The organism is Pseudoalteromonas sp. DL-6, from assembly GCF_004328665.1.
GTDB lineage: Bacteria > Pseudomonadota > Gammaproteobacteria > Enterobacterales > Alteromonadaceae > Pseudoalteromonas.
Genome location: NZ_CP019770.1, coordinates 869021 through 887787 on the forward strand (window position 1 = coordinate 869021; position 18767 = coordinate 887787).

General features: G+C 39.9%; 18 protein-coding genes. 9 read left to right on the plus strand and 9 right to left on the minus strand.

Annotated features, from left to right (window positions below; all coding sequences use genetic code 11):
• The first annotated feature begins 99 nt into the window (after nt 1-99).
• Nucleotides 100-582, plus strand: coding sequence for a winged helix-turn-helix transcriptional regulator (locus B1F84_RS04005; RefSeq protein WP_016899359.1), 483 nt, complete (start codon nt 100-102; stop codon nt 580-582).
• Between the two features lie 89 nt (nt 583-671).
• Here B1F84_RS04005 and B1F84_RS04010 read toward each other — a convergent pair whose 3' ends face one another.
• Nucleotides 672-1277, minus strand: coding sequence for a TIGR04211 family SH3 domain-containing protein (locus tag B1F84_RS04010; RefSeq protein WP_131690647.1), 606 nt, complete (start codon nt 1275-1277; stop codon nt 672-674).
• A gap of 212 nt (nt 1278-1489) precedes the next feature.
• Here B1F84_RS04010 and B1F84_RS04015 point away from each other — a divergent pair, with 212 nt between their 5' ends.
• Nucleotides 1490-3010, plus strand: a complete 1521-nt coding sequence (locus tag B1F84_RS04015; protein ID WP_131690648.1) for a CYTH and CHAD domain-containing protein — start codon at nt 1490-1492, stop codon at nt 3008-3010.
• Nucleotides 3010-3702: an START domain-containing protein gene (locus B1F84_RS04020; RefSeq protein ID WP_131690649.1), complete on the plus strand. Its 693-nt coding sequence runs from the start codon at nt 3010-3012 to the stop codon at nt 3700-3702. The genes B1F84_RS04015 and B1F84_RS04020 overlap by 1 nt, the downstream gene beginning before the upstream one ends.
• A 48-nt stretch (nt 3703-3750) precedes the next feature.
• On the opposite strand, the gene B1F84_RS04025 is transcribed toward B1F84_RS04020, so the two are convergent.
• Nucleotides 3751-5268, minus strand: coding sequence for a carboxypeptidase (locus B1F84_RS04025; protein ID WP_131690650.1), 1518 nt, complete (start codon nt 5266-5268; stop codon nt 3751-3753).
• A 213-nt stretch (nt 5269-5481) separates the two neighbouring features.
• On the opposite strand from B1F84_RS04025, the gene B1F84_RS04030 reads away from it, so the two are divergent.
• The 4 genes from B1F84_RS04030 (at nt 5482) to mrcB (ending at nt 10573) form a co-directional block, all read left to right on the plus strand.
• A complete protein-coding gene (locus B1F84_RS04030) occupies nt 5482-6264 on the plus strand; it encodes a response regulator (protein ID WP_010391069.1) in 783 nt (260 codons plus the stop codon).
• A gap of 257 nt (nt 6265-6521) precedes the next feature.
• Nucleotides 6522-6860, plus strand: coding sequence for a P-II family nitrogen regulator (locus B1F84_RS04035; RefSeq protein WP_010391070.1), 339 nt, complete (start codon nt 6522-6524; stop codon nt 6858-6860).
• A gap of 9 nt (nt 6861-6869) precedes the next feature.
• The gene (locus B1F84_RS04040) at nt 6870-8099 is read left to right on the plus strand and encodes an ammonium transporter (RefSeq protein WP_054202014.1); all 1230 of its coding nucleotides are present in this window, start codon (nt 6870-6872) and stop codon (nt 8097-8099) included.
• A gap of 140 nt (nt 8100-8239) precedes the next feature.
• Nucleotides 8240-10573 carry a penicillin-binding protein 1B gene (mrcB, locus tag B1F84_RS04045; RefSeq protein WP_076919983.1) on the plus strand — a complete coding sequence of 778 codons (2334 nt, stop codon included), beginning with the start codon at nt 8240-8242 and terminating at the stop codon, nt 10571-10573.
• Between the two features lie 64 nt (nt 10574-10637).
• Here mrcB and hemL read toward each other — a convergent pair whose 3' ends face one another.
• The 4 genes from hemL to B1F84_RS04065 form a co-directional block, all read right to left on the minus strand.
• A complete protein-coding gene (gene hemL / locus B1F84_RS04050) occupies nt 10638-11918 on the minus strand; it encodes a glutamate-1-semialdehyde 2,1-aminomutase (protein ID WP_069440337.1) in 1281 nt (426 codons plus the stop codon).
• 38 nt (nt 11919-11956) lie between these two features.
• A complete protein-coding gene (locus B1F84_RS04055; protein WP_008465459.1) occupies nt 11957-12973 on the minus strand; it encodes an aspartate carbamoyltransferase in 1017 nt (338 codons plus the stop codon).
• Nucleotides 12974-13085: 112 nt separating this feature from the next.
• Nucleotides 13086-13520 carry a CopD family protein gene (locus B1F84_RS04060; RefSeq protein ID WP_008111866.1) on the minus strand — a complete coding sequence of 145 codons (435 nt, stop codon included), beginning with the start codon at nt 13518-13520 and terminating at the stop codon, nt 13086-13088.
• A 16-nt stretch (nt 13521-13536) separates the two neighbouring features.
• Nucleotides 13537-15219, minus strand: coding sequence for a chloride channel protein (locus B1F84_RS04065; RefSeq protein ID WP_010391078.1), 1683 nt, complete (start codon nt 15217-15219; stop codon nt 13537-13539).
• Between the two features lie 237 nt (nt 15220-15456).
• Between B1F84_RS04065 and erpA the strand changes: the two genes are divergently transcribed.
• Nucleotides 15457-15795, plus strand: coding sequence for an iron-sulfur cluster insertion protein ErpA (gene erpA, locus B1F84_RS04070; RefSeq protein ID WP_002958911.1), 339 nt, complete (start codon nt 15457-15459; stop codon nt 15793-15795).
• 56 nt (nt 15796-15851) lie between these two features.
• Here the strand turns inward: erpA and B1F84_RS04075 are convergent, their stop codons facing one another.
• Complete coding sequence (locus B1F84_RS04075; RefSeq protein WP_010391080.1) at nt 15852-16040, minus strand: hypothetical protein; 189 nt, start codon at nt 16038-16040, stop codon at nt 15852-15854.
• A gap of 368 nt (nt 16041-16408) precedes the next feature.
• Here B1F84_RS04075 and B1F84_RS04080 point away from each other — a divergent pair, with 368 nt between their 5' ends.
• Nucleotides 16409-16648, plus strand: coding sequence for a helix-turn-helix transcriptional regulator (locus B1F84_RS04080; protein ID WP_008111877.1), 240 nt, complete (start codon nt 16409-16411; stop codon nt 16646-16648).
• Nucleotides 16649-16713: 65 nt separating this feature from the next.
• Here the strand turns inward: B1F84_RS04080 and B1F84_RS04085 are convergent, their stop codons facing one another.
• Nucleotides 16714-18093 (minus strand): MFS transporter, encoded by a 1380-nt coding sequence (locus tag B1F84_RS04085; protein ID WP_131690651.1) that lies wholly within the window; start codon nt 18091-18093, stop codon nt 16714-16716.
• Between the two features lie 51 nt (nt 18094-18144).
• Entirely contained in the window at nt 18145-18765 is a 621-nt protein-coding gene (locus B1F84_RS04090) for a peptidylprolyl isomerase (RefSeq protein WP_131690652.1), read from the minus strand.
• Between the last annotated feature and the right edge of the window lie 2 nt (nt 18766-18767).

Below are 18767 nucleotides of genomic sequence, written 5' to 3' on the forward strand. Positions count from 1 at the left end.
TGCATTCTAATTAAAATCCAGCAGAATATGCTGGTTAATTTTGCCGTTTTACGATAATTTACAGGGCATATTATTAACTTATCCATATAAAATACTGATATGACTAATCCGAATAGATTACGCCTGCTTGATCGTATCGATATATCAATTTTAGACGTTTTGCAGCGCAATGGTAGAATTTCAAATGTTAACCTCGCAAAGCAGGTTAATTTAAGCCCCAGTCCCTGTTTAGATAGGGTTAAACGTTTAGAGCAAGAGGGCTATATTGAGGGTTACTTCGCCAAGCTAAGTGAGGAAAAACTTAACCAAAGCTTAGTGGCCCACGTACAGGTATCGTTAGTCACCTCAAATACAGCGGTATTTAAAGTATTTCGTGAGCATATTCTTAAAATTAAGCAGGTTGTTGAATGTGATATGGTAGCCGGTGGCTATGACTACTTATTAAAAATTCGCGTTTCCAACATGGACGAATACAGAGAAGTATTAGGTGATTTGGTTGATATCCCAGGAGTCGGAACTCATCACACGTACATGGTGATAGAAAAAATCAAACAAGACCCTGGACTGCGTTTAGATATGTAATGCAGAGTATTTTATTAAAAATAAACTATAGCAGGCATAAAAAAAGCATCAAATGATGCTTTTTTTATGCCTGCTATAGTAAGTTAAGCTTATGCCCAACCTTCATAGCGTTTTCTACGTGATAACACGATAGTTAAGATAATTCCTAAGAACAAACCTAAAAATGCAATGGCTCCGCCATATGTAAGTAACTGGCGTTTTTCTTTAGCACTGGTTGCTTGTTTTAGTTGTTGCTCTTGAGAAAGTTCACCTTGTAGTTGACTAATTTGTGCTAATAGTTGCGCGTTTTGTTCGGTTAGCTGTGAGTTTTGCTCTTGCAGCTCAGGTAAATCAACTTGCGCTTGGCGAAGTCTATTCTGAATAGTGCTCATTTCGTTATTAAGCGCTTGGTATTGTTGTTTCAAACCAGCTGATTCACTGATAAATTTTGCCTCTACCCAGCCTTCACGGTCTTTATCATCTTTAACTTTTATAAAGCCGTTTTGTTCATCAGATAACAAAGTGAGTTGTGTACCTGCATCTATTGAACCGAGTAAGCGATAGTCTTTACTGGCACCTGAGCGCATAAAAGTATACAAGTTATCGATTATATAAGCTGTTTTAGCATTAGTTGGCGACGTTGATTGAGCTTCCTCTGCTTGGCTCATAAACGGGGCGGCTGTTAAAAGCAGCCATAGTAAACAGTGTTTTAGCATTTATCTACCTTGTTAATCTAGCAGTGTCCGTTGTGAACGTGATTTTTATTTCGCATAAGTATATAGATAGTATGGATTTAATAGTTTAATAGCAAGACAGATATTGTAACCAGGGTATTTTGCATGCGGGTTTATGACTAAAAAATTTGCAATATAGGGCTGCTTTGTTTATTTTGAGCACTTATTAATTTTAAGGGTAATCCGCAAGCCTAATGGATACTGAGATAGAACTGAAATTTTTGGTATCAGATGACGTCATTCCACTGATCCCCTCATTAATTACTCAATTTGCAAAAACAGTCACAAACAAACCTTCTAAAAGTTTGCAAAATGCTTATTTTGATACACCAAGCAGAGAGCTAAGAGCACTCGATATTGGTTTTAGAACGCGTTGTACAGACGAGCGCTGTGAGCAAACAATCAAGCTGGCAGGAGAAGTAGTAGGGGGCTTACATCAGCGCCCAGAATACAACCTTCCAATAGAAACAAATCGACCAAATCTAATGGCGTTTGATTCATCAATTTGGCCTCACGGTATGCAAATAGATGCCATATCACAAAATCTATATCCTATATTTAGTACTAATTTCATTCGCCGTACGTGGTTAATTGAAACGCAAAATGGTGCCAAAATTGAAGTGGTATTAGATAAAGGTGAAGTCGCCGCGTCAGGTAAAGTAGAAATCATCAGCGAGCTTGAAATCGAGCTGGTTGAAGGCAGTCGTGAGGAGCTATTTGCTTTTGCCGATGTATTAGTGAGCCAAAATAATATTCGTTTAGGACTCTATTCAAAAGCAGCAAGAGGTTATCGTCTTGCGGATGACTCACCGTTACAACCAAGTAAATCAATCGGTTTTGTTAAACTCAATAAGCAAGCGACTCAAGAGCAAGCCCTTATTGAAGCTATGGGTTTTGGTATTCGCTTTGTGCAAAAACACGAGCAATGCTATTTCGATAAGCCGAGCTTAAAAACATTAAAGCGCGTAACCGATGGCATTAGTTTAATTCGCCATAACTTTTGGCTGTTTGACGATATTGTGAGTAAAGAAAGTACCGAGCATCTTAGAACCGAACTTAAGTGGTTATTAAGCGAATTAGCATGGGTTGAAAATGCAATTCAGTTAAAAACTTATACCTCAAAGCGCCACGCTTTTTATAAAAAAATAAATAGCGCCCCAGCGTTAACGCAAGTTATTAACGATTTAAAAGAGTTACAGCCGAGCATTGACGATATTTTTTCGCTCTTTCATAGTGCCCGCTACAACCGTTTATTGCTGAGCTTAACCACATGGTTAATAAACAAGCAGTGGCGTAAAGATTGGAGCCAAGCAGAGTTACAAAATGCAGAGCAACCTATTGTGGATATTGCTCATCGCTTATTTGATAAAGATTGGAAAAACTTACACCGTTTACTCCCTAAAGAGCAAAGTTTAGCCGGTAATGATTACTTAAACTTTCGCACTCAATTAGAAAACAGTTTACTCAGTGGTAACTGTTTAGGCGCACTATTTAATAAAGATGAGCGATTAGAGTTTAGGCTTCCTTGGCTGGATATTTCTCATGGTATGTATGAGCTAAGCACGCTTGATTATTTAAAACAGCTGTGTGGCGGGCAAGAAGATGCTCAACTGGCAAAAATACAACTATGGTTAGAACAAAAATCTGACTTTTTAGTCAGTGCCATGGAGCAAAGTCGACACGCTTCATTTGATACAGAACCCTATTGGCTTTAATGACTAAGCACTTTTGTGGCCGGACTTTGCTGCAAAAGTGCATGATTTTTTCACTTTTGTGTTTTGCTATAAAAGCTGATTCACAGCCTGCTTGGCAATTGTACGAAAGCAAACAAGGTGTGAGTGTTTATTTTCAGCGTTTAACTGACGATACCTTGAAAATGAAAGCTGAAACGGTGGTTAACAATGTCACCGCAGAGGATTTAGTTGCTTTACTCAGTGATACCGATACAGCTCCTAGCTGGATAGAAAATATTACTAAGGTTACGTTACTCAAAAGTTTGAACCCTTCAGAAAATCTTGTTTATAGTTATATTGACTCCCCTTGGCCTGTTAGTAACAGGGACGTGATTACTTATTCGTGCTATACAAAAGTGAATGACTTGCAAACGCAACTTAGTATTCACGCGCGCCCAGATTTTTTACCTCAAACTAAAGGGGTAATAAGAATAAGCACCTTAAATGCAACGTGGTTGTTAACTCAGCAGGCGAAAAATTTACACATTAGTTATCAAGTGTATGCGTTACCAGGCGGCAAGATACCTACATGGTTAAATAATCGGGTCGCTTTAAAAAGCACCCTTAAGACGCTAATAAATTTAGCTGAAATACTTGCTACTAAGCAGTACACAGCAAAGTCAACCGTCATCCGTACTGGGGATTGTACACATGGCGAATTGCCGCGGTTATAAGCAAAAAAGTGACCTAAGTGGTCACTTTTTTAAGTGGATATGGGCTAATTAGTATTTAGCAGATTCACCGTCTTTGGGTAAAGACTGCATTATAAACTCGCGTAAATCGTTATTAGAGCTTTCTAAATCTGCATGGCGTAGATACATCATGTGGCCACTGCGGTAGCCTTTAAAGCTTAATCTATCTTGCATTTTACCACTTGGATCTAATTGCCACATGGTGTACTTGGCATCAAAGTAATTGGTTGCACCGTCAAAATAACCCGCCTGAACCATCACATTTAAAAAAGGGTTTTGAGCCATAGCTAAGCGTAAATTTTCACCGGTATTGTTGCCGCTTCTGTCCCATGGGTGAACGTTACCAAATAGGTTATATTTGATATCAGTTTTGTAATTAAGCTCTTCGCGAAGGTAATAGTTAATTGCAGGAGTGAAAGAGTGCAGCCATGATGTAAGCTCTGCCCAGTAATCCGGTGATTCACCGGCATCGCGCTTATCTATACCTAAATAACGCGAATCCAGTCGCCCGACCATTTGTCCGCGCTCACGTAATAACTCTTTCCAAAAAAACTGTGTTGGAATATCTAAGTTGTTTTGACTCACAAATGTTTCAGATAAACCTGCATATTCAGCCATTTTTTTAATAATACGACGTTTTTCTTCTGGCGCAATAAAACCGCCTTTTGCAAGCGCTGGAATAAGCTCATTAACAGTAAACTGTTCAACCTCTGGTAATAGCTCGTCTAAGTCTTTTGCTTGTAAATCGGCGTTTAGTGCTTTGTGATACCACGCTGTAGCTGCAAAGTAAGGTAGGCGATTAGCTGCTTTTACTGGACCGTCGCGTTTAATACCAATATCGGTAGGTGAAACGAGTACAACACCGTTAACGTACATCCACTGACTATTTTGCAGCTCATGCGCTAAACCCGATACACGCGTTGTACCATAGCTTTCACCTATTAAAAATTTTGGAGAGCGCCAACGTTCATTTCGAGATACAAAAGTATTAAGCCATTCTGCTAGGTATTTTATATCGGCATTAACGCCAAAAAATAACTCTTTTTGTTTGTCTTTAGGTAGAAGGTTACCGTCTTTATCTTCTACAACACGTGAATAACCTGTATTTACAGGGTTTACATAAACGATATCGGCGACATCTAAGACTGAATAAGGGTTATCTTTTACACCATAAGGTTGAATTGGGTAGCCTTCGTCGTCAATTTTTAAAACACGAGGGCCGGTGTAAGCTAAATGCATCCAAACCGATGCTGAGCCTGGGCCACCATTAAATGAAATAAGTAATGGACGCTTTGTTCTGTCATCTACTTTATCGCGGGTGTAGTAAGTGTATTGAAGGGTTGCGATGGCATCTCCCTTGTTATCCCATACTGGTTGTGTGCCTGTTGCTACCGTATACGAAAATCGTTCGTTATTTATTTTTGCTTTATGCTGAGTAACCACTTTACTGTCGATATCAATACGGCGTTGATTATCGGCAAATGTTGCACTTGTAAATGTGAGTGCAATTGCGGCAATGGGTAAAAATAGACTTCGACTAAATTTCATAAGAAACCCTTTTTATTTTATGTACTGCAGTTATAGCGATATTTGAGTAAAAAACAAAAGTAATGAGACTAGCTGCCGATAATAATCGTTGAGTCTATGTAATTACCGATTAAGTTTTTTAAGTAATCAGTCGCTAAGCTTTACTTTATATCAAAGTGATTTTTAAAAAACGCACAAGCACCTTAAAGGGTGAACGTAAATGAAAGGGAGTTTATGCAACGGGTTTTAATTGTTGAAGATAATATAAGGGTACAGCAGGTACTCAAACATATTGCTGCGCATTACCTTGATGTGCGGGTTGATTTCGCTCAGTCACTTACTCAATGTAAAAAGTTACTAAATCAAACTAGTTATTCGCTTGCGTTGGTTGATTTATCTGTTGGTGGTCAAATCGATACTGATATAACCCGCTTTACACTGTCGCAAGGTATCCCTACGTTGGTGATGACAACGCAAACAGATGAACATACACGTTTAAAAATGCTGGAATTAGGTATTATCGATTACGTCATTAAAGATAATCGCGACTCTTATCTTTACGCCATAAAATTTGTAGCACAGTTATTGCGTAACCAGGGGCGCAAAGCGCTGGTTGTAGATAATTCCTTATTGAGCAGTAGCTTGGTTAAGCAAATGCTCGAAAAACAATTGTTTGACGTCATTACTGTTGATAATAGTGCGCAAGCTCTTCATATACTTGAGCATGATCAGGCTATCAACTTAGTGATCACTGACCATAACTTATCAGGTATGAATGGTTTTGAATTAATTAGAGCTATTCGTAATATTAAAAGCCGTGAGCAATTGGCCATTATTGGTTTAGCTGATGTATATAGTTATGGCGTTGCTGCACGATTTATTAAATCAGGTGCGAATGACTTTTTAACTAAACCCTTCACCCATGAAGAGTTTCACTTTCGAGTGGTGCAAACTATGGAGTCAATATGGCTAAGTGATGCTAAAAAACCGGCTTTGTCTTTCGATGCGACAGAGTAACTTTAATCTTAAATACATTATCAATGTGTATTTGGCGAGAGTGTAACGGTTAGTTAAAGACGATTATTTGCGTATTTATCGACTCGCACCAATTCTGTATTTTGCTTAAAAAAAGCGCACCTAAATGGTGCGCTTTTTTGTTTTTTATATTATTTAATTTAATAACCCTCTGTTTTTATTTGTAATTTAAAGGTGGCACAAAGGTTGGATTGCATAGAGCAAATACAATAACAAGCTAGTGTCCTAAGGGGGCCTTTGTGAAAATGATCAGTGCAATAATAAAGCCATTCAAACTAGATGATGTGCGTGAAGCACTCGCTGATTTAGGCATCGAAGGAATGACCGTGGTTGACGTTAAGGGGTTTGGACGTCAAAGAGGTCATACGGAGTTATACCGTGGTGCAGAGTACCAAGTTGACTTTATACCTAAAATTAAACTTGAAATTGCCACTCGTAGTGAAAATTGCCAACGCGTTGTAGAAACCATTACCAAAGTTGCTGGAACGGGCAAAATTGGTGACGGCAAAATTTTTGTTTACGACTTAGATCAAATTGTCCGTATTCGTACTGGCGAACTTGATGATGATGCTATTTAAGGGGGCAACATGGAAAATACAATTATAGAGCTGAAGTTTTCGCTCGATACGTTTTACTTTTTAATCTCTGGCATCTTAGTTATGTGGATGGCAGCTGGTTTTGCAATGTTAGAAGCAGGTTTAGTGCGCTCAAAAAATACCACAGAAATTCTAACTAAAAATATCGCACTTTATTCTATCGCTTGTACTATGTTTTTGTTGGTCGGTTACAACATTATGTATGTAGACAACGTTGAAGGCGGAATAATTCCTTCATTTGGTGGCCTAATAGGTAGTCAAGCGGCAGACGCCGATCATTCACTAGAGTCTGATTTTTTCTTCCAAGTAGTATTTGTTGCAACGGCTATGTCTATTGTATCTGGCGCCGTAGCGGAGCGTATGAAGTTATGGGCTTTCTTAGTGTTTACAGTAGTACTAACAGGATTAATTTACCCAATTGAAGGTTACTGGACATGGGGTGGTGGCTTCTTATCTGAATTAGGCTTTGTTGATTTTGCAGGTTCTGCCATTGTCCATGCAACCGGTGCAGCTGCAGCGCTTGCGGGTGTAATTCTACTGGGTGCACGTAAAGGTAAATATGGTAAAAATGGTGAAATTTACCCAATTCCAGGTTCAAACTTGCCACTTGCTACATTGGGTACATTTATTTTATGGATGGGTTGGTTTGGCTTTAACGGTGGATCACAGTTATTAATTTCAGATAAAGAAAATGCAACTGCAGTAGGTCAAATACTACTTAACACCAATGCTGCTGCAGCTATGGGTGCAATATCAGCCTTGTTCTTATGTAAGTTATTATGGGGTAAGGCAGATTTAACCATGGTACTTAATGGCGCACTTGCAGGCTTAGTGGTTATTACTGCAGATCCATTATCACCATCACCATTAATGGCGTGTTTATATGGCCTACTAGGTGGATCTTTGGTTGTACTAAGCATTGTGGCACTTGATAAAGTGAAAATTGATGATCCTGTAGGTGCCATCTCTGTGCATGGTGTATGTGGCATATTAGGTGTGGTATTAGTGCCGGTTACTAATGCCGAGGCTAACCTTGTGGCACAGTTAATTGGTTTACTATGTATCATTGGCTTTGTGTTTATCGCTTCATTCATTGTTTGGGCAGTCTTAAAACAAACCATGGGTATTCGTGTTACCGAAGAGGAAGAGCTAAACGGTATGGATCAACATGATTGTGGTATTGATGCTTACCCAGAGTTTGTTTCAGTAAGAAGTAATTAAAAGTAAAAGTATTGTGTGTTCAATCAAAGCCCTACTGAGTTAGGGCTTTTTTGATTTCAGGGAGGGTTAATTTTTCAGGTGTTAGAGTAATGTGATAAGCTCTTCGCGTTAAATCAACCTTTGGAATATATTACACTTAAATGGCTGAAAAAAAGAAAACACCGACCAGTAAATCCCCGACTAAGCGTGCTACTAAGTCATCTAAAACATCAGCGCGAAAAAGTGCTGCAAAAAAAGCCGCAAGTTCGGCTAAACGGCCATTTTTAAAAACGTTGTTTTCTATTTTTTGGAAACTAAGTCTGGCGACTTTCATCGCTGTAGCACTCTATTTTATTTATCTTGATGCAAAAATCACCCGCCAATTTGAGGGCAATAAATGGCAACTTCCAGCCCAAGTGTATGCGCGTTCAATGACCTTTTTCCCAGGGCAGTTTTTATCTGAGCAAGAAGTTTTATGGGAGCTTAAACGTTTAAATTACACGGCAGTTAATCGCTTGAGCCGCACAGGGCAATATATTAAAGCAGCCAATAGTATTAAGATTTTTCGTCGTGATTTTGAATTTTATGATGGTTTAGAGAGCGCTCATGTAATTGAACTGCGCTTTTCTGGAGAAAAGGTTGCCAGTATTAAGGATAAATTTGGTCGTCGCTTAAACACTGCCAGATTAGAGCCTGTACAAATAGCCCGTATAGGTAATGACTCAAAACAAGACCGTGAATTTGTGCCATTAGATAAATTTCCAGACATGCTTAAAAATGCTTTGTTAGTGGTCGAAGACCGCGATTTTTATGAGCATCACGGGGTATCGGTATTTTCTATTTTACGCGCTTTGTATACCAATATTCGCGCAGGAAGAACCGTACAAGGGGGCAGCACACTCACGCAACAGCTAGCTAAAAATATTTACCTTACTCGCGAACGTTCGTTAGTACGCAAAATCAATGAAGCCTTTATTGCGCTTATTCTTGATTATCGTTACTCAAAAGATCAGATTCTCGAGGCCTATTTAAACGAAGTCTACCTAGGTCAGTCTTATAACCAAGGTGTGCATGGTATGGGATTAGCGGCCGAGTTTTACTTTGCAAAACCCGTTGATGAACTCGAGTACGACCAAATTGCCCTGCTGGTGGCCATGGTTAAAGGCCCTTCTTATTACAATCCACGACGTTACAAAGAACGTGCTATGGAGCGTCGTGACTTAGTGCTGCGTTTAATGGTCGATAATAAACTTATTTCCACCAAAGAGTATCGAGCCTCGTTAAAGCGCGCCATTGATATTGCGCCAATGAAAGCCAGCTTGCAAAAGTCTTACCCAGGTTACTTAGAGTTGGTTAATCGCGAACTGAAAAAACTGCTACCTGATCAAGAAGTATTAGATGCGGGAGTACGCGTATTTACCTACTTCGATTTGCAAAAACAAACCGCAATGGAAGAATCGATTCAGGCCAGTTTACCTTACTTGGAAAGACGTCCAAATACCAAAGAATTAGAAGCGGCGATGATCTCCATTAATGTTGAAAAAGCTGGTGTATCAGCGCTAGTATCCGGACGTGATGTGCGCTATTCAGGGTTTAACCGCGTGCTCGATACCAAACGCAATATTGGCTCATTAGTTAAACCGGCAGTGTATTTAAGTGCACTGCAGCTTCCTCATTATAATTTAGCGACGTTGCTTGATGATTCACCTGTTCAAGTCACTAATGAAGAGGGAAATATTTGGCAGCCTGAAAACTTTGATCGTCAATATCGAGGTGCTGTGCCACTTTATAAAGCATTTAGCCACAGTATTAATATTCCGGCAGTTAACTTAGGGCTTGATGTTGGGGTCGATAAAGTCGCTAACACGCTCAGGGGCTTAGGAGCTAAAGGTTATATTAATGAATACCCATCGTTGTTATTAGGGGCTATTGAAATGTCGAGCTTTGAAGTGGCGCAGCTTTATACCACTATTGCTGCAGATGGCGAATATAGAGAGCTGACGTCTATCTCTGCGTTAACCGACTCGGTTGGTAAAGTACTTTATAAGCATAAAGTGAGTAACGAACAACGTTTTGCTAAAGATGCCATGTATATGACCAAATACGCTATGAAGCGGGTAACTAAAGATGGCACCGCTAAACGCTTAAATTTACATTTTCCGTCGATTCAGCTCGCAGGTAAAACAGGTACCAGTAACGAATTACGCGACAGCTGGTTTGCTGGGTTTGATCAAAATACAGTGACGGTTGCATGGCTTGGCCGTGACGATAATAAAAGCACCGGTTTGACTGGTAGTGTAGGGGCGCTTGAAACCTATATTCGTTATTTAAAACCGCTAAATCCGCAAGCTATTGCCGATACGCGTCCGCCTTCAATTCGGTGGGCATTTGTTAACGAGCAAACAGGTAAGCAAGCACCACCAGGCTGTGGAAAAGTGATTCAACTACCACTCAGAGCCAGTGAGTTTAAACCAAGACCCCAATGTATTCGCTAAGGAATAAAAACAAAAAAAGCCCGAAAGGGCTTTTTTATGAGTAAGCATTCATATGAGCTAAACGTTATAGCTTAGCAAAAGCGCGCTCTGCCGCTTCAATTGTTGCTTGAACTTCTTGCTCTGTGTGCGCAGCACACACAAAACCGGCTTCAAACGCTGATGGTGCTAAATAAACTCCTTCTTCAAGCATTAAGTGGAAGAACTTTTTAAAGCGTTCTAAATCACATTCAGTGGCTTGTTGGTAAGTAGTTACTTTTTCTGCATCAGTAAAGAAAAAGCCATACATGCCGCCAGCGTAGTTAGTCGTTAAGGCAATGCCTGCTTTCTTAGCTGCAGCTTCAAAGCCTTCACAAATCGCTTTACTAATAGCTTCTAATTTTTCGTGAACGCCAGGTGCACTTAGTAACTCAAGTGATTTTAAACCTGCAGCCATAGCAATTGGGTTTCCTGAAAGTGTACCCGCTTGATAAACTGGGCCTACAGGTGCGATGTAATCCATAATTTCTGTTTTACCACCAAACGCGCCTACTGGCATGCCACCACCAATTACTTTACCTAAACAGGTTAAGTCTGGTTTGATGTTGTAGTAAGCCTGAGCGCCACCAAGGGCTACACGAAAACCTGTCATTACTTCGTCAAAAATAAGCACAGATTGGTACTGATCACAGACTTCACGCAGTCCTTCTAAAAAGCCAGGTACTGGTGGGATACAGTTCATGTTACCTGCAACTGGCTCAACAATAATACACGCGATTTCATCGGCGTATTTAGCAAAAATAGCTTTCACTTCTTCAATATTGTTAAACGATACCGTGAGTGTATGCTTAGCTAAATCTTCAGGAATGCCCGGAGAGTTAGGTACACCCATAGTTAATGCACCAGAGCCGGCTTTTACTAGCAGTGAATCTGCATGGCCGTGGTAACACCCTTCAAATTTTAAGATTTTGTCACGACCAGTAAAGCCACGGGCTAAGCGAATTGCACTCATTGTTGCTTCGGTACCTGAGCTTACCATACGTACTTTTTCGATTGATGGTACTAGCTCTTTAACTTTTTCAGCCATTAAAATTTCAGCTTCAGTAGGCGCTCCGTAGCTTAAACCATTTTCTACCGCATCATGCACTGCTTGTTTAATTTCAGGGTGATTGTGGCCCATAATCATTGGACCCCAAGAGCCAACATAATCGATGTAACGGTTGCCATCAGCATCAAATGTAAACGCGCCCTGTGCTTTAGTAATAAACAGCGGAGTACCACCTACACCATTAAAAGCACGCACTGGTGAATTTACCCCACCAGGAATAGAGTCTTGAGCTCGTTTAAATAAGTCTTGGCTAATTGTCATGAAAAATCCTATTGTTTTATCACTTTAAAAATAAGAGCTTAGCTATCGCGTTTGCGGCTAAACCAAGGAACGTCTACTTCATACTGCTCAACTTTGTTTTCTACGCCGAGGGTTAAAGCAAACAGTGCCATACGAATAAGAACGCCATTTTGTACTTGGCGGAATATTGCTAGATTGTCGTTAGCATTTAAGTCGTTATCAAGTTCGTTTGCCTCTAAACGGCTATCGCGAGGAAGCGGATGCATTAATACCGAATTAGGTTTGCAATGGCTATTGTAAATAGACTGGCTAATTCTAAATCCACCACGGTACTTGTTGGCTTCTTCTTGCGACGGAAAACGCTCTTCTTGAATGCGTGTTTGATAAACGATATCGGCTGCTAAGTTACCTTCCATTTTATCGACCAGCTCAATTTTATGTCCTGCATTTTCAACGGCAGATAAAATCGAGTCAGGCATTTGTAAGCCATTAGGGGCGACCATTGAAAATCGAATGTCTTTGTAATGGCATAATAACTTTGATAGCGAGTGAACGGTACGACCATATTTTAAATCGCCGACTAGCGCAATGTGCATACCATCAATATTTTGATCGAAGCGGCTAAGTTCACGCTCAATGGTTAGTAAATCAAGCAGTGCTTGAGTAGGGTGCTCATTAGGGCCATCGCCACCGTTTATTACTGGTACGCTGCAGCCTGTTGCAAATTCAGCTACAGAGCCTGAGTCAGGATGGCGCATTGCAACCGCATCAGCATAGGCTGAAATAACACGTGCGGTATCATATAGAGACTCGCCTTTAGCAAGCGCTGAGCTTTGCATACCGGTGGTTTCACGAACTAGTCCACCGAGTAAATTAAACGCAGTGCCAAAACTAACACGAGTACGCGTACTAGGTTCAAAAAACAGGTTCGCTAAAATAGCGCCTTCAAGCACATTGGTACGCTTTTGTTTTTTAGCGTATGGCTCCATTTTTTTTGCCACAGTAAATATACGTTCAATACAGTCTCGATCGAGTTGATTAACAGAGAGTATATTTTCACCTTGGAAACTGAACATGGGGTTATTCCTAGTTATTCAAAAAGGCGCGATAATCCATAAAGGAGCACGCAATCGCGCGTATTATACAAACTTAGTTTGCGACTTGGCAGTGTAATTTATAATCCTGTATTTAAAAGCTTGGCTTAATTATGGCTAAGGCAACTATTACGAGTAACGCTAAAACAGGTAGTTCGTTGAAAATTCGGTAAAACCGATCGCTTTTAGTATTTCTATCGTGTTTAAAATCAGCTAATAACTTGAAACAGTAGCCATGATAAATATATAAAATGATTACCAGCACTAGTTTGTAATGCAACCACATGCTGTAACGAAACCATTCGCGGCCGTATTCAAAGATGGTTAACACGCCAAATACTGCGGTAAGCACAGCAAAGGGAGTAACAAAATAAAGTAGCCGACGTTCCATTACTTTTAGCATTGAGTTACACGATTTTTCTTCACTCATAGCGTGATAAACAAAAAGGCGAGGTAGGTAAAAAATACCGGCAAACCAAGCAATCATAAAAAATACGTGCAAGGTTTTGTAAATTAATAATGCGCTCATACTGTTCTCATTATTGTTAAAGTAAACTGTTGCGTATGGTTAGAATATGGTGGATTTGATCCCACCGTAGTAATCCCATAATTTGTTGATTATCTAGCAAGTTATACACATAAAGCGCGCCACTGCGTTTATCATTTAAAATTTCAAATGCATCTGCAAGGGTGGCTTGGCTGCTAATACCTTGTAAGCTAATGTATTTTATATTGACCGCCTGATCAGACATTAAACTTAAGTCATATTCAGCTAGGCGATAACCATTTTCTTCGTCAAACACAATTAACGGTGTTTGGCTGTCCATGGCATCTAGGCTGTTTTTTATTTGCTCTTTATCATCGGAGTAGAGCAGTTTAAAGTCTTCATCCATATCATCCATCACCCCTACTTTTTGTAGGGCTTCAGTGGCGGGAGATACATGGTAAGGTAATCCCTGAAAGTCTAATTGCTGTAAAAATATAGAGCGGTTACCAAACACCTGCAAAGCTGTAACGTAGGCGGTGGTAATGACGATCATCGCCGGTACAATAATTTCCGGTGAAGAGGTCAGCTCCATCACGGTAGTTAGTGCCGCTAAGGGAGAGTGCAATGTGGCAGCTAGTAAGCCTGCCATGCCGAGCACCCCATAAGTACCAGCTATGTCAGTTCCTGGGCTAATAAACTGGGCAAAAAATGCCATTAAAGTGCCGGTTAAAACGCCAAGTCCAATAACCGGACCAATTAACCCACCAGGAATACCTAAGCCAATAGCAAACAAGGTGGCTAATAACTTAGCAATTAAAATAGTGGTAAGTAGTTGCATGTTTTCAGGTGACTCTACAGCAATAGTTATCGCACTCATCCCTGAGCCCATAGCTTGTGGAACTGCATAGGCAATTAAGCTGGCAATACACCCTGCAATTATTAAACGAGGAAACATACTCAGTGGTTTAAAGGTTTTAATAATCAGCATTAAGTTTTGATTAAAAGCATAAGCCACCGCGCCCAGCCCCATGCCGCACAAAATTAAATAGGGGTAATGCCACCCACTTAAGGGGGCAATGCTTATTAGCGCAAGTTCTGAGCCTTCACCAAATACAAATTGAGTGGCTAATGCACCGGTAACGGCTGCGAGCATTATCGGCACAAAAATATGCACTTTGTATTCTCTGAGCACCACTTCCATTACAAATATAACCGCAGCAAGCGGGGTATTGAACGACGCAGCAATTCCCGCGGCAACGCCACAACCACTGAGGGTACGCATAGCGTTGTGAGGTAAGTGTAATTTATTTGCTAATATGCTCGCCCCTGCTGCTCCCATGTGAACTGATGGGCCTTCGCGGCCAACAGAAAAACCGCTGATCAGCGCCAGTGCACCACCAACAAACTGATTAACCGTGTTATACAGTGGCATTTGCCCGTAATGGCGCTTGATTCTGTGTATTACAAAAGGAATACCTAAGCGGTAATGTTTAAAGCCAGTGAAAGCGGCAAATGTAGCTATTAATAACGCTGCGACTAAAGGCATTAATACCCGTTCTAAAGTGGGTAGGGTGGTAAAATCGTCAGGGGTTTCTAGAAATAAACTTTGAAAAAATAAAATGGTTAAGCGGAACAGTATAATAAAAAATGCAGCAATTAATCCGGCACTTACGCCTAATAAGCATAATTGTACGGATGTTTTTGGTTTTGCTAATCGACGTCTCAGTCGCTCAAGCCACATGCTTTATTTCCCCGTAGCATTTTTAGGCGTCAAGTTTATCAAAATAGTCTAGGGAAGTCCTTGAGATTTTTAACAACAGATTAATTTAAATTTAATTTATACTGCACCTATTCACAGAGTGAGCTAAACAAGCCATGTTAGCATTGGAGCGTAGAAGCAGGATTAACTATACTTGATTAAAACACTCAGGTATTAGATAATCTCGCGCATTAGTATTAAGGTATTGAGGGTTATAAGATGTCTGAAGAATTACCCATTAAGTTTAGCGACGCAGCCGCTGTGCGTGTTAAACAGTTAATCGACGAAGAAGAAAACCCAGATCTAAAACTGCGTGTTTATGTCACAGGCGGTGGGTGTTCAGGTTTTCAATACGGTTTTACTTTTGATGAAAAAGCGAATCCTGGCGATTTAGAAATTGTTAAAAACGGGGTTACCTTAGTCATTGACCCTATGAGTATCCAGTATTTAGTTGATGGTGAAGTTGACTACACCGAAGGATTAGAAGGGGCACGCTTTTTTGTCTCTAATCCTAATGCGACCACCACATGTGGCTGTGGCGCTAGTTTTAGCGTATAAAAATATCGTTATTCAAAAAAACCGCTTAATTAGCGGTTTTTTTATGTCTGTAGTAATTATAACTCAGTTGGGCTGTATTCTGTTATTTGCATCATCAACACAAAAAAACCAAGTACAAACGCTGAGAAGGCTAAAATATAGATAAAGCCTTTTTTACCCTGCTTTAATGGAATTGCATAATGACGCAAAAAAAAGTACCACCCCAAGCATAAAATAATAGGCAGTAAAAAGAGTAGTCTAAACATGATTTAATCTCTATTAGCTAGGGACAATAAACCCTAATAATAAACAGCTTATTTTTAAATGAAACAAAAAAGTTATAAAAATATTTAACCTTATTCAGACTTGGTAAATATTTGTTGTTAAACTTTAATCGCAGAATTACTAATTAATCATTCAGATCAACGGTGAATGGTATATAATGTATCCAAGAATGAAACGGGCAAGGTTTCATTTTTCACAATAATAAAGAGTTAGTACATATTTGAGAGTTTTTTGTTGGCTGAATTGTAAGCGTTTACACTGCGCCTTAGTTAGTGGCAGTGAGTTTATGGTGTTGACGACGATGAGCACTTGGCAATATGTACAGTTAAACAACGAGTAGGAGTTGTATATGATGGGTAAAACCGTATCTTCGGAAGAAAATGCAAAGTTAACAAAGTGGCTTAAAACTAAGCGCCATGAAAAAGGCTACACAATGCGCAGCTTAGCGCAAATTTTGGGCACGCCACATTCTTTTATAGGCAAAATAGAAAACCAAGAGCGTCGCTTAGATGTGATTGAGTTTGTTCGCTATTGTAATGCATTAGAAGTCGACCCGTATGAAGCATTAAGCTTAATCAAAGCTGATTAACGCTTTTAGGCTGTAATTGCAAAGCTAAGCTTAACGTTTACAGCCAACACTAGTGCAGGGAAGCATTAGGTATTTTTATGATAATTTTTCTCTAGCGCATATAGTTTGTGTCTTATTAGGTATAAAAATACTAATGAAGGTAACACCATAAGCGCTGTTAAAACAAAGAATAATGACCAATTCCCCATCAGCCAATCATCAATAACCACGCCGCTGTAACTCGATAATAACGTACGCCCTAAGTTCCCTAAGGATGCCAATAGCGCATAATGAGTGGCGCTAAATGCTCTATCACACAGCATAGATATAAAAGCAACCATTGCCACTAAAGACCACGCTTGGGTAAAACCATCAACCACAATTGCCATTGCATATAAGTGTTCTTGTGGCCCAGCTAAAGCAATCCAAGAGAACATTAAGTTAGATGCTGCCATGGCTACACCACTAATAAACAAGCCTTTTACTATGCCATATTTGTGGTTAAAAATACTGCCCAAAAAGGCAAATATGATAGTAATTAAACCTGTGCCAAGCTTGGAGTAATTTGCTATTTGGGTATTGCTAAAGCCGACTTCTTTATAAAATACAATCGACATTCGCGCTAAAAATGCTTCACCAATTTTAAATAAGAAAATAAACGCCAGCAGTGCTAGTGCAGTTTTAACCCCATTTTTAGCAAAAAAGGTTTTAAATGGGTCAACCACGGTAACCCCTAGCCATGCGAGCGTTTTTGTAAGCGGTGTTTGTTTAGTCGTTGCGAGCTTTTCAAGGTAAACACGTTCTAGCTCGGCATGAACAGCTTCACGGTTTGATTTTGGTTCTTTAGCCCAAAACACACAGCTAATTAATAACAGCATAATCGCAGATAAAAAATAATAGACCTGTGGCCAGTCAATATTTGGCATATCAGCCATATAAAAGGGCACAGCCCCTAATAAAGCATAACCTGTCCACCAACCTGATGTAGCCATTGCGGCGGCTGCGGTAGCTTTATGAGATTCATTTTCACTAAGAGTGTCTATTCGAAAAGCATCTATAGCAATATCTTGCGTTGCAGAGGCTATGGCGATCAGCAAGCAAAGTGCGGCGGCAATCGCTAGGTTTGCTTTTAGATCAAGCCCTGCAAGTAGTAACGTGCCAAGTAAAATAAAGCTTTGGCAAAATAAGATCCAACTACGGCGCTGACCAAGCCAGTTGTACAAAAAGGGCAGTTTAGTGCGATCTATTAAAGGCGACCATAAAAAATTGATACTGTAGGCACCAAACACAATGCCAAATAAGCCTATCATGCTGCGACTCAAACCTTCATCTTTAAGCCAAGCCGACATTACCGAGCCAATTAACACCCACGGAAAACCACTGCTCATTCCAAATATAAAAACATTAATCAAACGTTTATCTTTAAAATAAGAAAAGTATTCGCGAACAGAAAGTGTGCTATTCATAGGGGCTCATTGGCTCATAGAAAGAGCAGCCAAAGCTGCTCTGATAAAAAGTTATAAAGGGACTTGCTCAAGCACCTTGATATTTAATATAACAACCGGTTTTTCAGGGACAAAGTTGTAGCCAATTTTGTCATTAAAACCCGTTTTTACAGCCATGATTTTATCGAGCGTCTCATAACCTTCCATAACACTGCCAAACACTGCAAATCCCCAATCACGTCCAGGGTTTAAATGGTCATTGTCATCCATGTTAAAAAAGAACTGACGCGTTCCTGAGTGTGGTTCTCGATCTTGATAGGCCATAGCAATGCTATACATATCGTTAGTTAAGCCGTTACCGCTTTCATTAAAAATAGGGTCGTTTTCATGCAGGCCATCGTAATCTTTATCATAACCACCGCCTTGAATTACAAAGTCACGGTCATTTTCTACATCGCGTTCTACACGATGAAACACACTGCCTTGATAGCTTTTATCAGACACGTAAGTCAAAAAGTTATTGACCGTAATAGGGGCTCTTGAGCGGTCTAGCTCAACCATAATACTGCCCAACGATGTCACAATTTCTACTCGAGGGAAAATATTATCTTTTTGCACAAAGCGGCCTTCTTGTGCCGCTAAACTATTTACGCTAAAAAATAAGCTTACGCAGATTAAAAAAAGTTGCTTCATTA

Bases quoted from the DNA above. Each gene is read 5' to 3' on its own strand.
- B1F84_RS04020 (WP_131690649.1), top strand. From the start codon at position 3,010: ATGACTAAGCACTTTTGTGGCCGGACTTTGCTGCAAAAGTGCATGATT.
- B1F84_RS04075 (WP_010391080.1), bottom strand. From the start codon at position 16,040: ATGTTTAGACTACTCTTTTTACTGCCTATTATTTTATGCTTGGGGTGG.
- B1F84_RS04085 (WP_131690651.1), bottom strand. From the start codon at position 18,093: ATGAATAGCACACTTTCTGTTCGCGAATACTTTTCTTATTTTAAAGAT.
- hemL (WP_069440337.1), bottom strand. From the start codon at position 11,918: ATGACAATTAGCCAAGACTTATTTAAACGAGCTCAAGACTCTATTCCT.
- B1F84_RS04040 (WP_054202014.1), top strand. From the start codon at position 6,870: ATGGAAAATACAATTATAGAGCTGAAGTTTTCGCTCGATACGTTTTAC.
- B1F84_RS04090 (WP_131690652.1), bottom strand. From the start codon at position 18,765: ATGAAGCAACTTTTTTTAATCTGCGTAAGCTTATTTTTTAGCGTAAAT.
- B1F84_RS04015 (WP_131690648.1), top strand. From the start codon at position 1,490: ATGGATACTGAGATAGAACTGAAATTTTTGGTATCAGATGACGTCATT.
- B1F84_RS04080 (WP_008111877.1), top strand. From the start codon at position 16,409: ATGATGGGTAAAACCGTATCTTCGGAAGAAAATGCAAAGTTAACAAAG.
- B1F84_RS04010 (WP_131690647.1), bottom strand. From the start codon at position 1,277: ATGCTAAAACACTGTTTACTATGGCTGCTTTTAACAGCCGCCCCGTTT.
- B1F84_RS04030 (WP_010391069.1), top strand. From the start codon at position 5,482: ATGCAACGGGTTTTAATTGTTGAAGATAATATAAGGGTACAGCAGGTA.
- B1F84_RS04025 (WP_131690650.1), bottom strand. From the start codon at position 5,268: ATGAAATTTAGTCGAAGTCTATTTTTACCCATTGCCGCAATTGCACTC.
- B1F84_RS04005 (WP_016899359.1), top strand. From the start codon at position 100: ATGACTAATCCGAATAGATTACGCCTGCTTGATCGTATCGATATATCA.
- mrcB (WP_076919983.1), top strand. From the start codon at position 8,240: ATGGCTGAAAAAAAGAAAACACCGACCAGTAAATCCCCGACTAAGCGT.
- B1F84_RS04065 (WP_010391078.1), bottom strand. From the start codon at position 15,219: ATGTGGCTTGAGCGACTGAGACGTCGATTAGCAAAACCAAAAACATCC.
- B1F84_RS04060 (WP_008111866.1), bottom strand. From the start codon at position 13,520: ATGAGCGCATTATTAATTTACAAAACCTTGCACGTATTTTTTATGATT.
- B1F84_RS04055 (WP_008465459.1), bottom strand. From the start codon at position 12,973: ATGTTCAGTTTCCAAGGTGAAAATATACTCTCTGTTAATCAACTCGAT.
- erpA (WP_002958911.1), top strand. From the start codon at position 15,457: ATGTCTGAAGAATTACCCATTAAGTTTAGCGACGCAGCCGCTGTGCGT.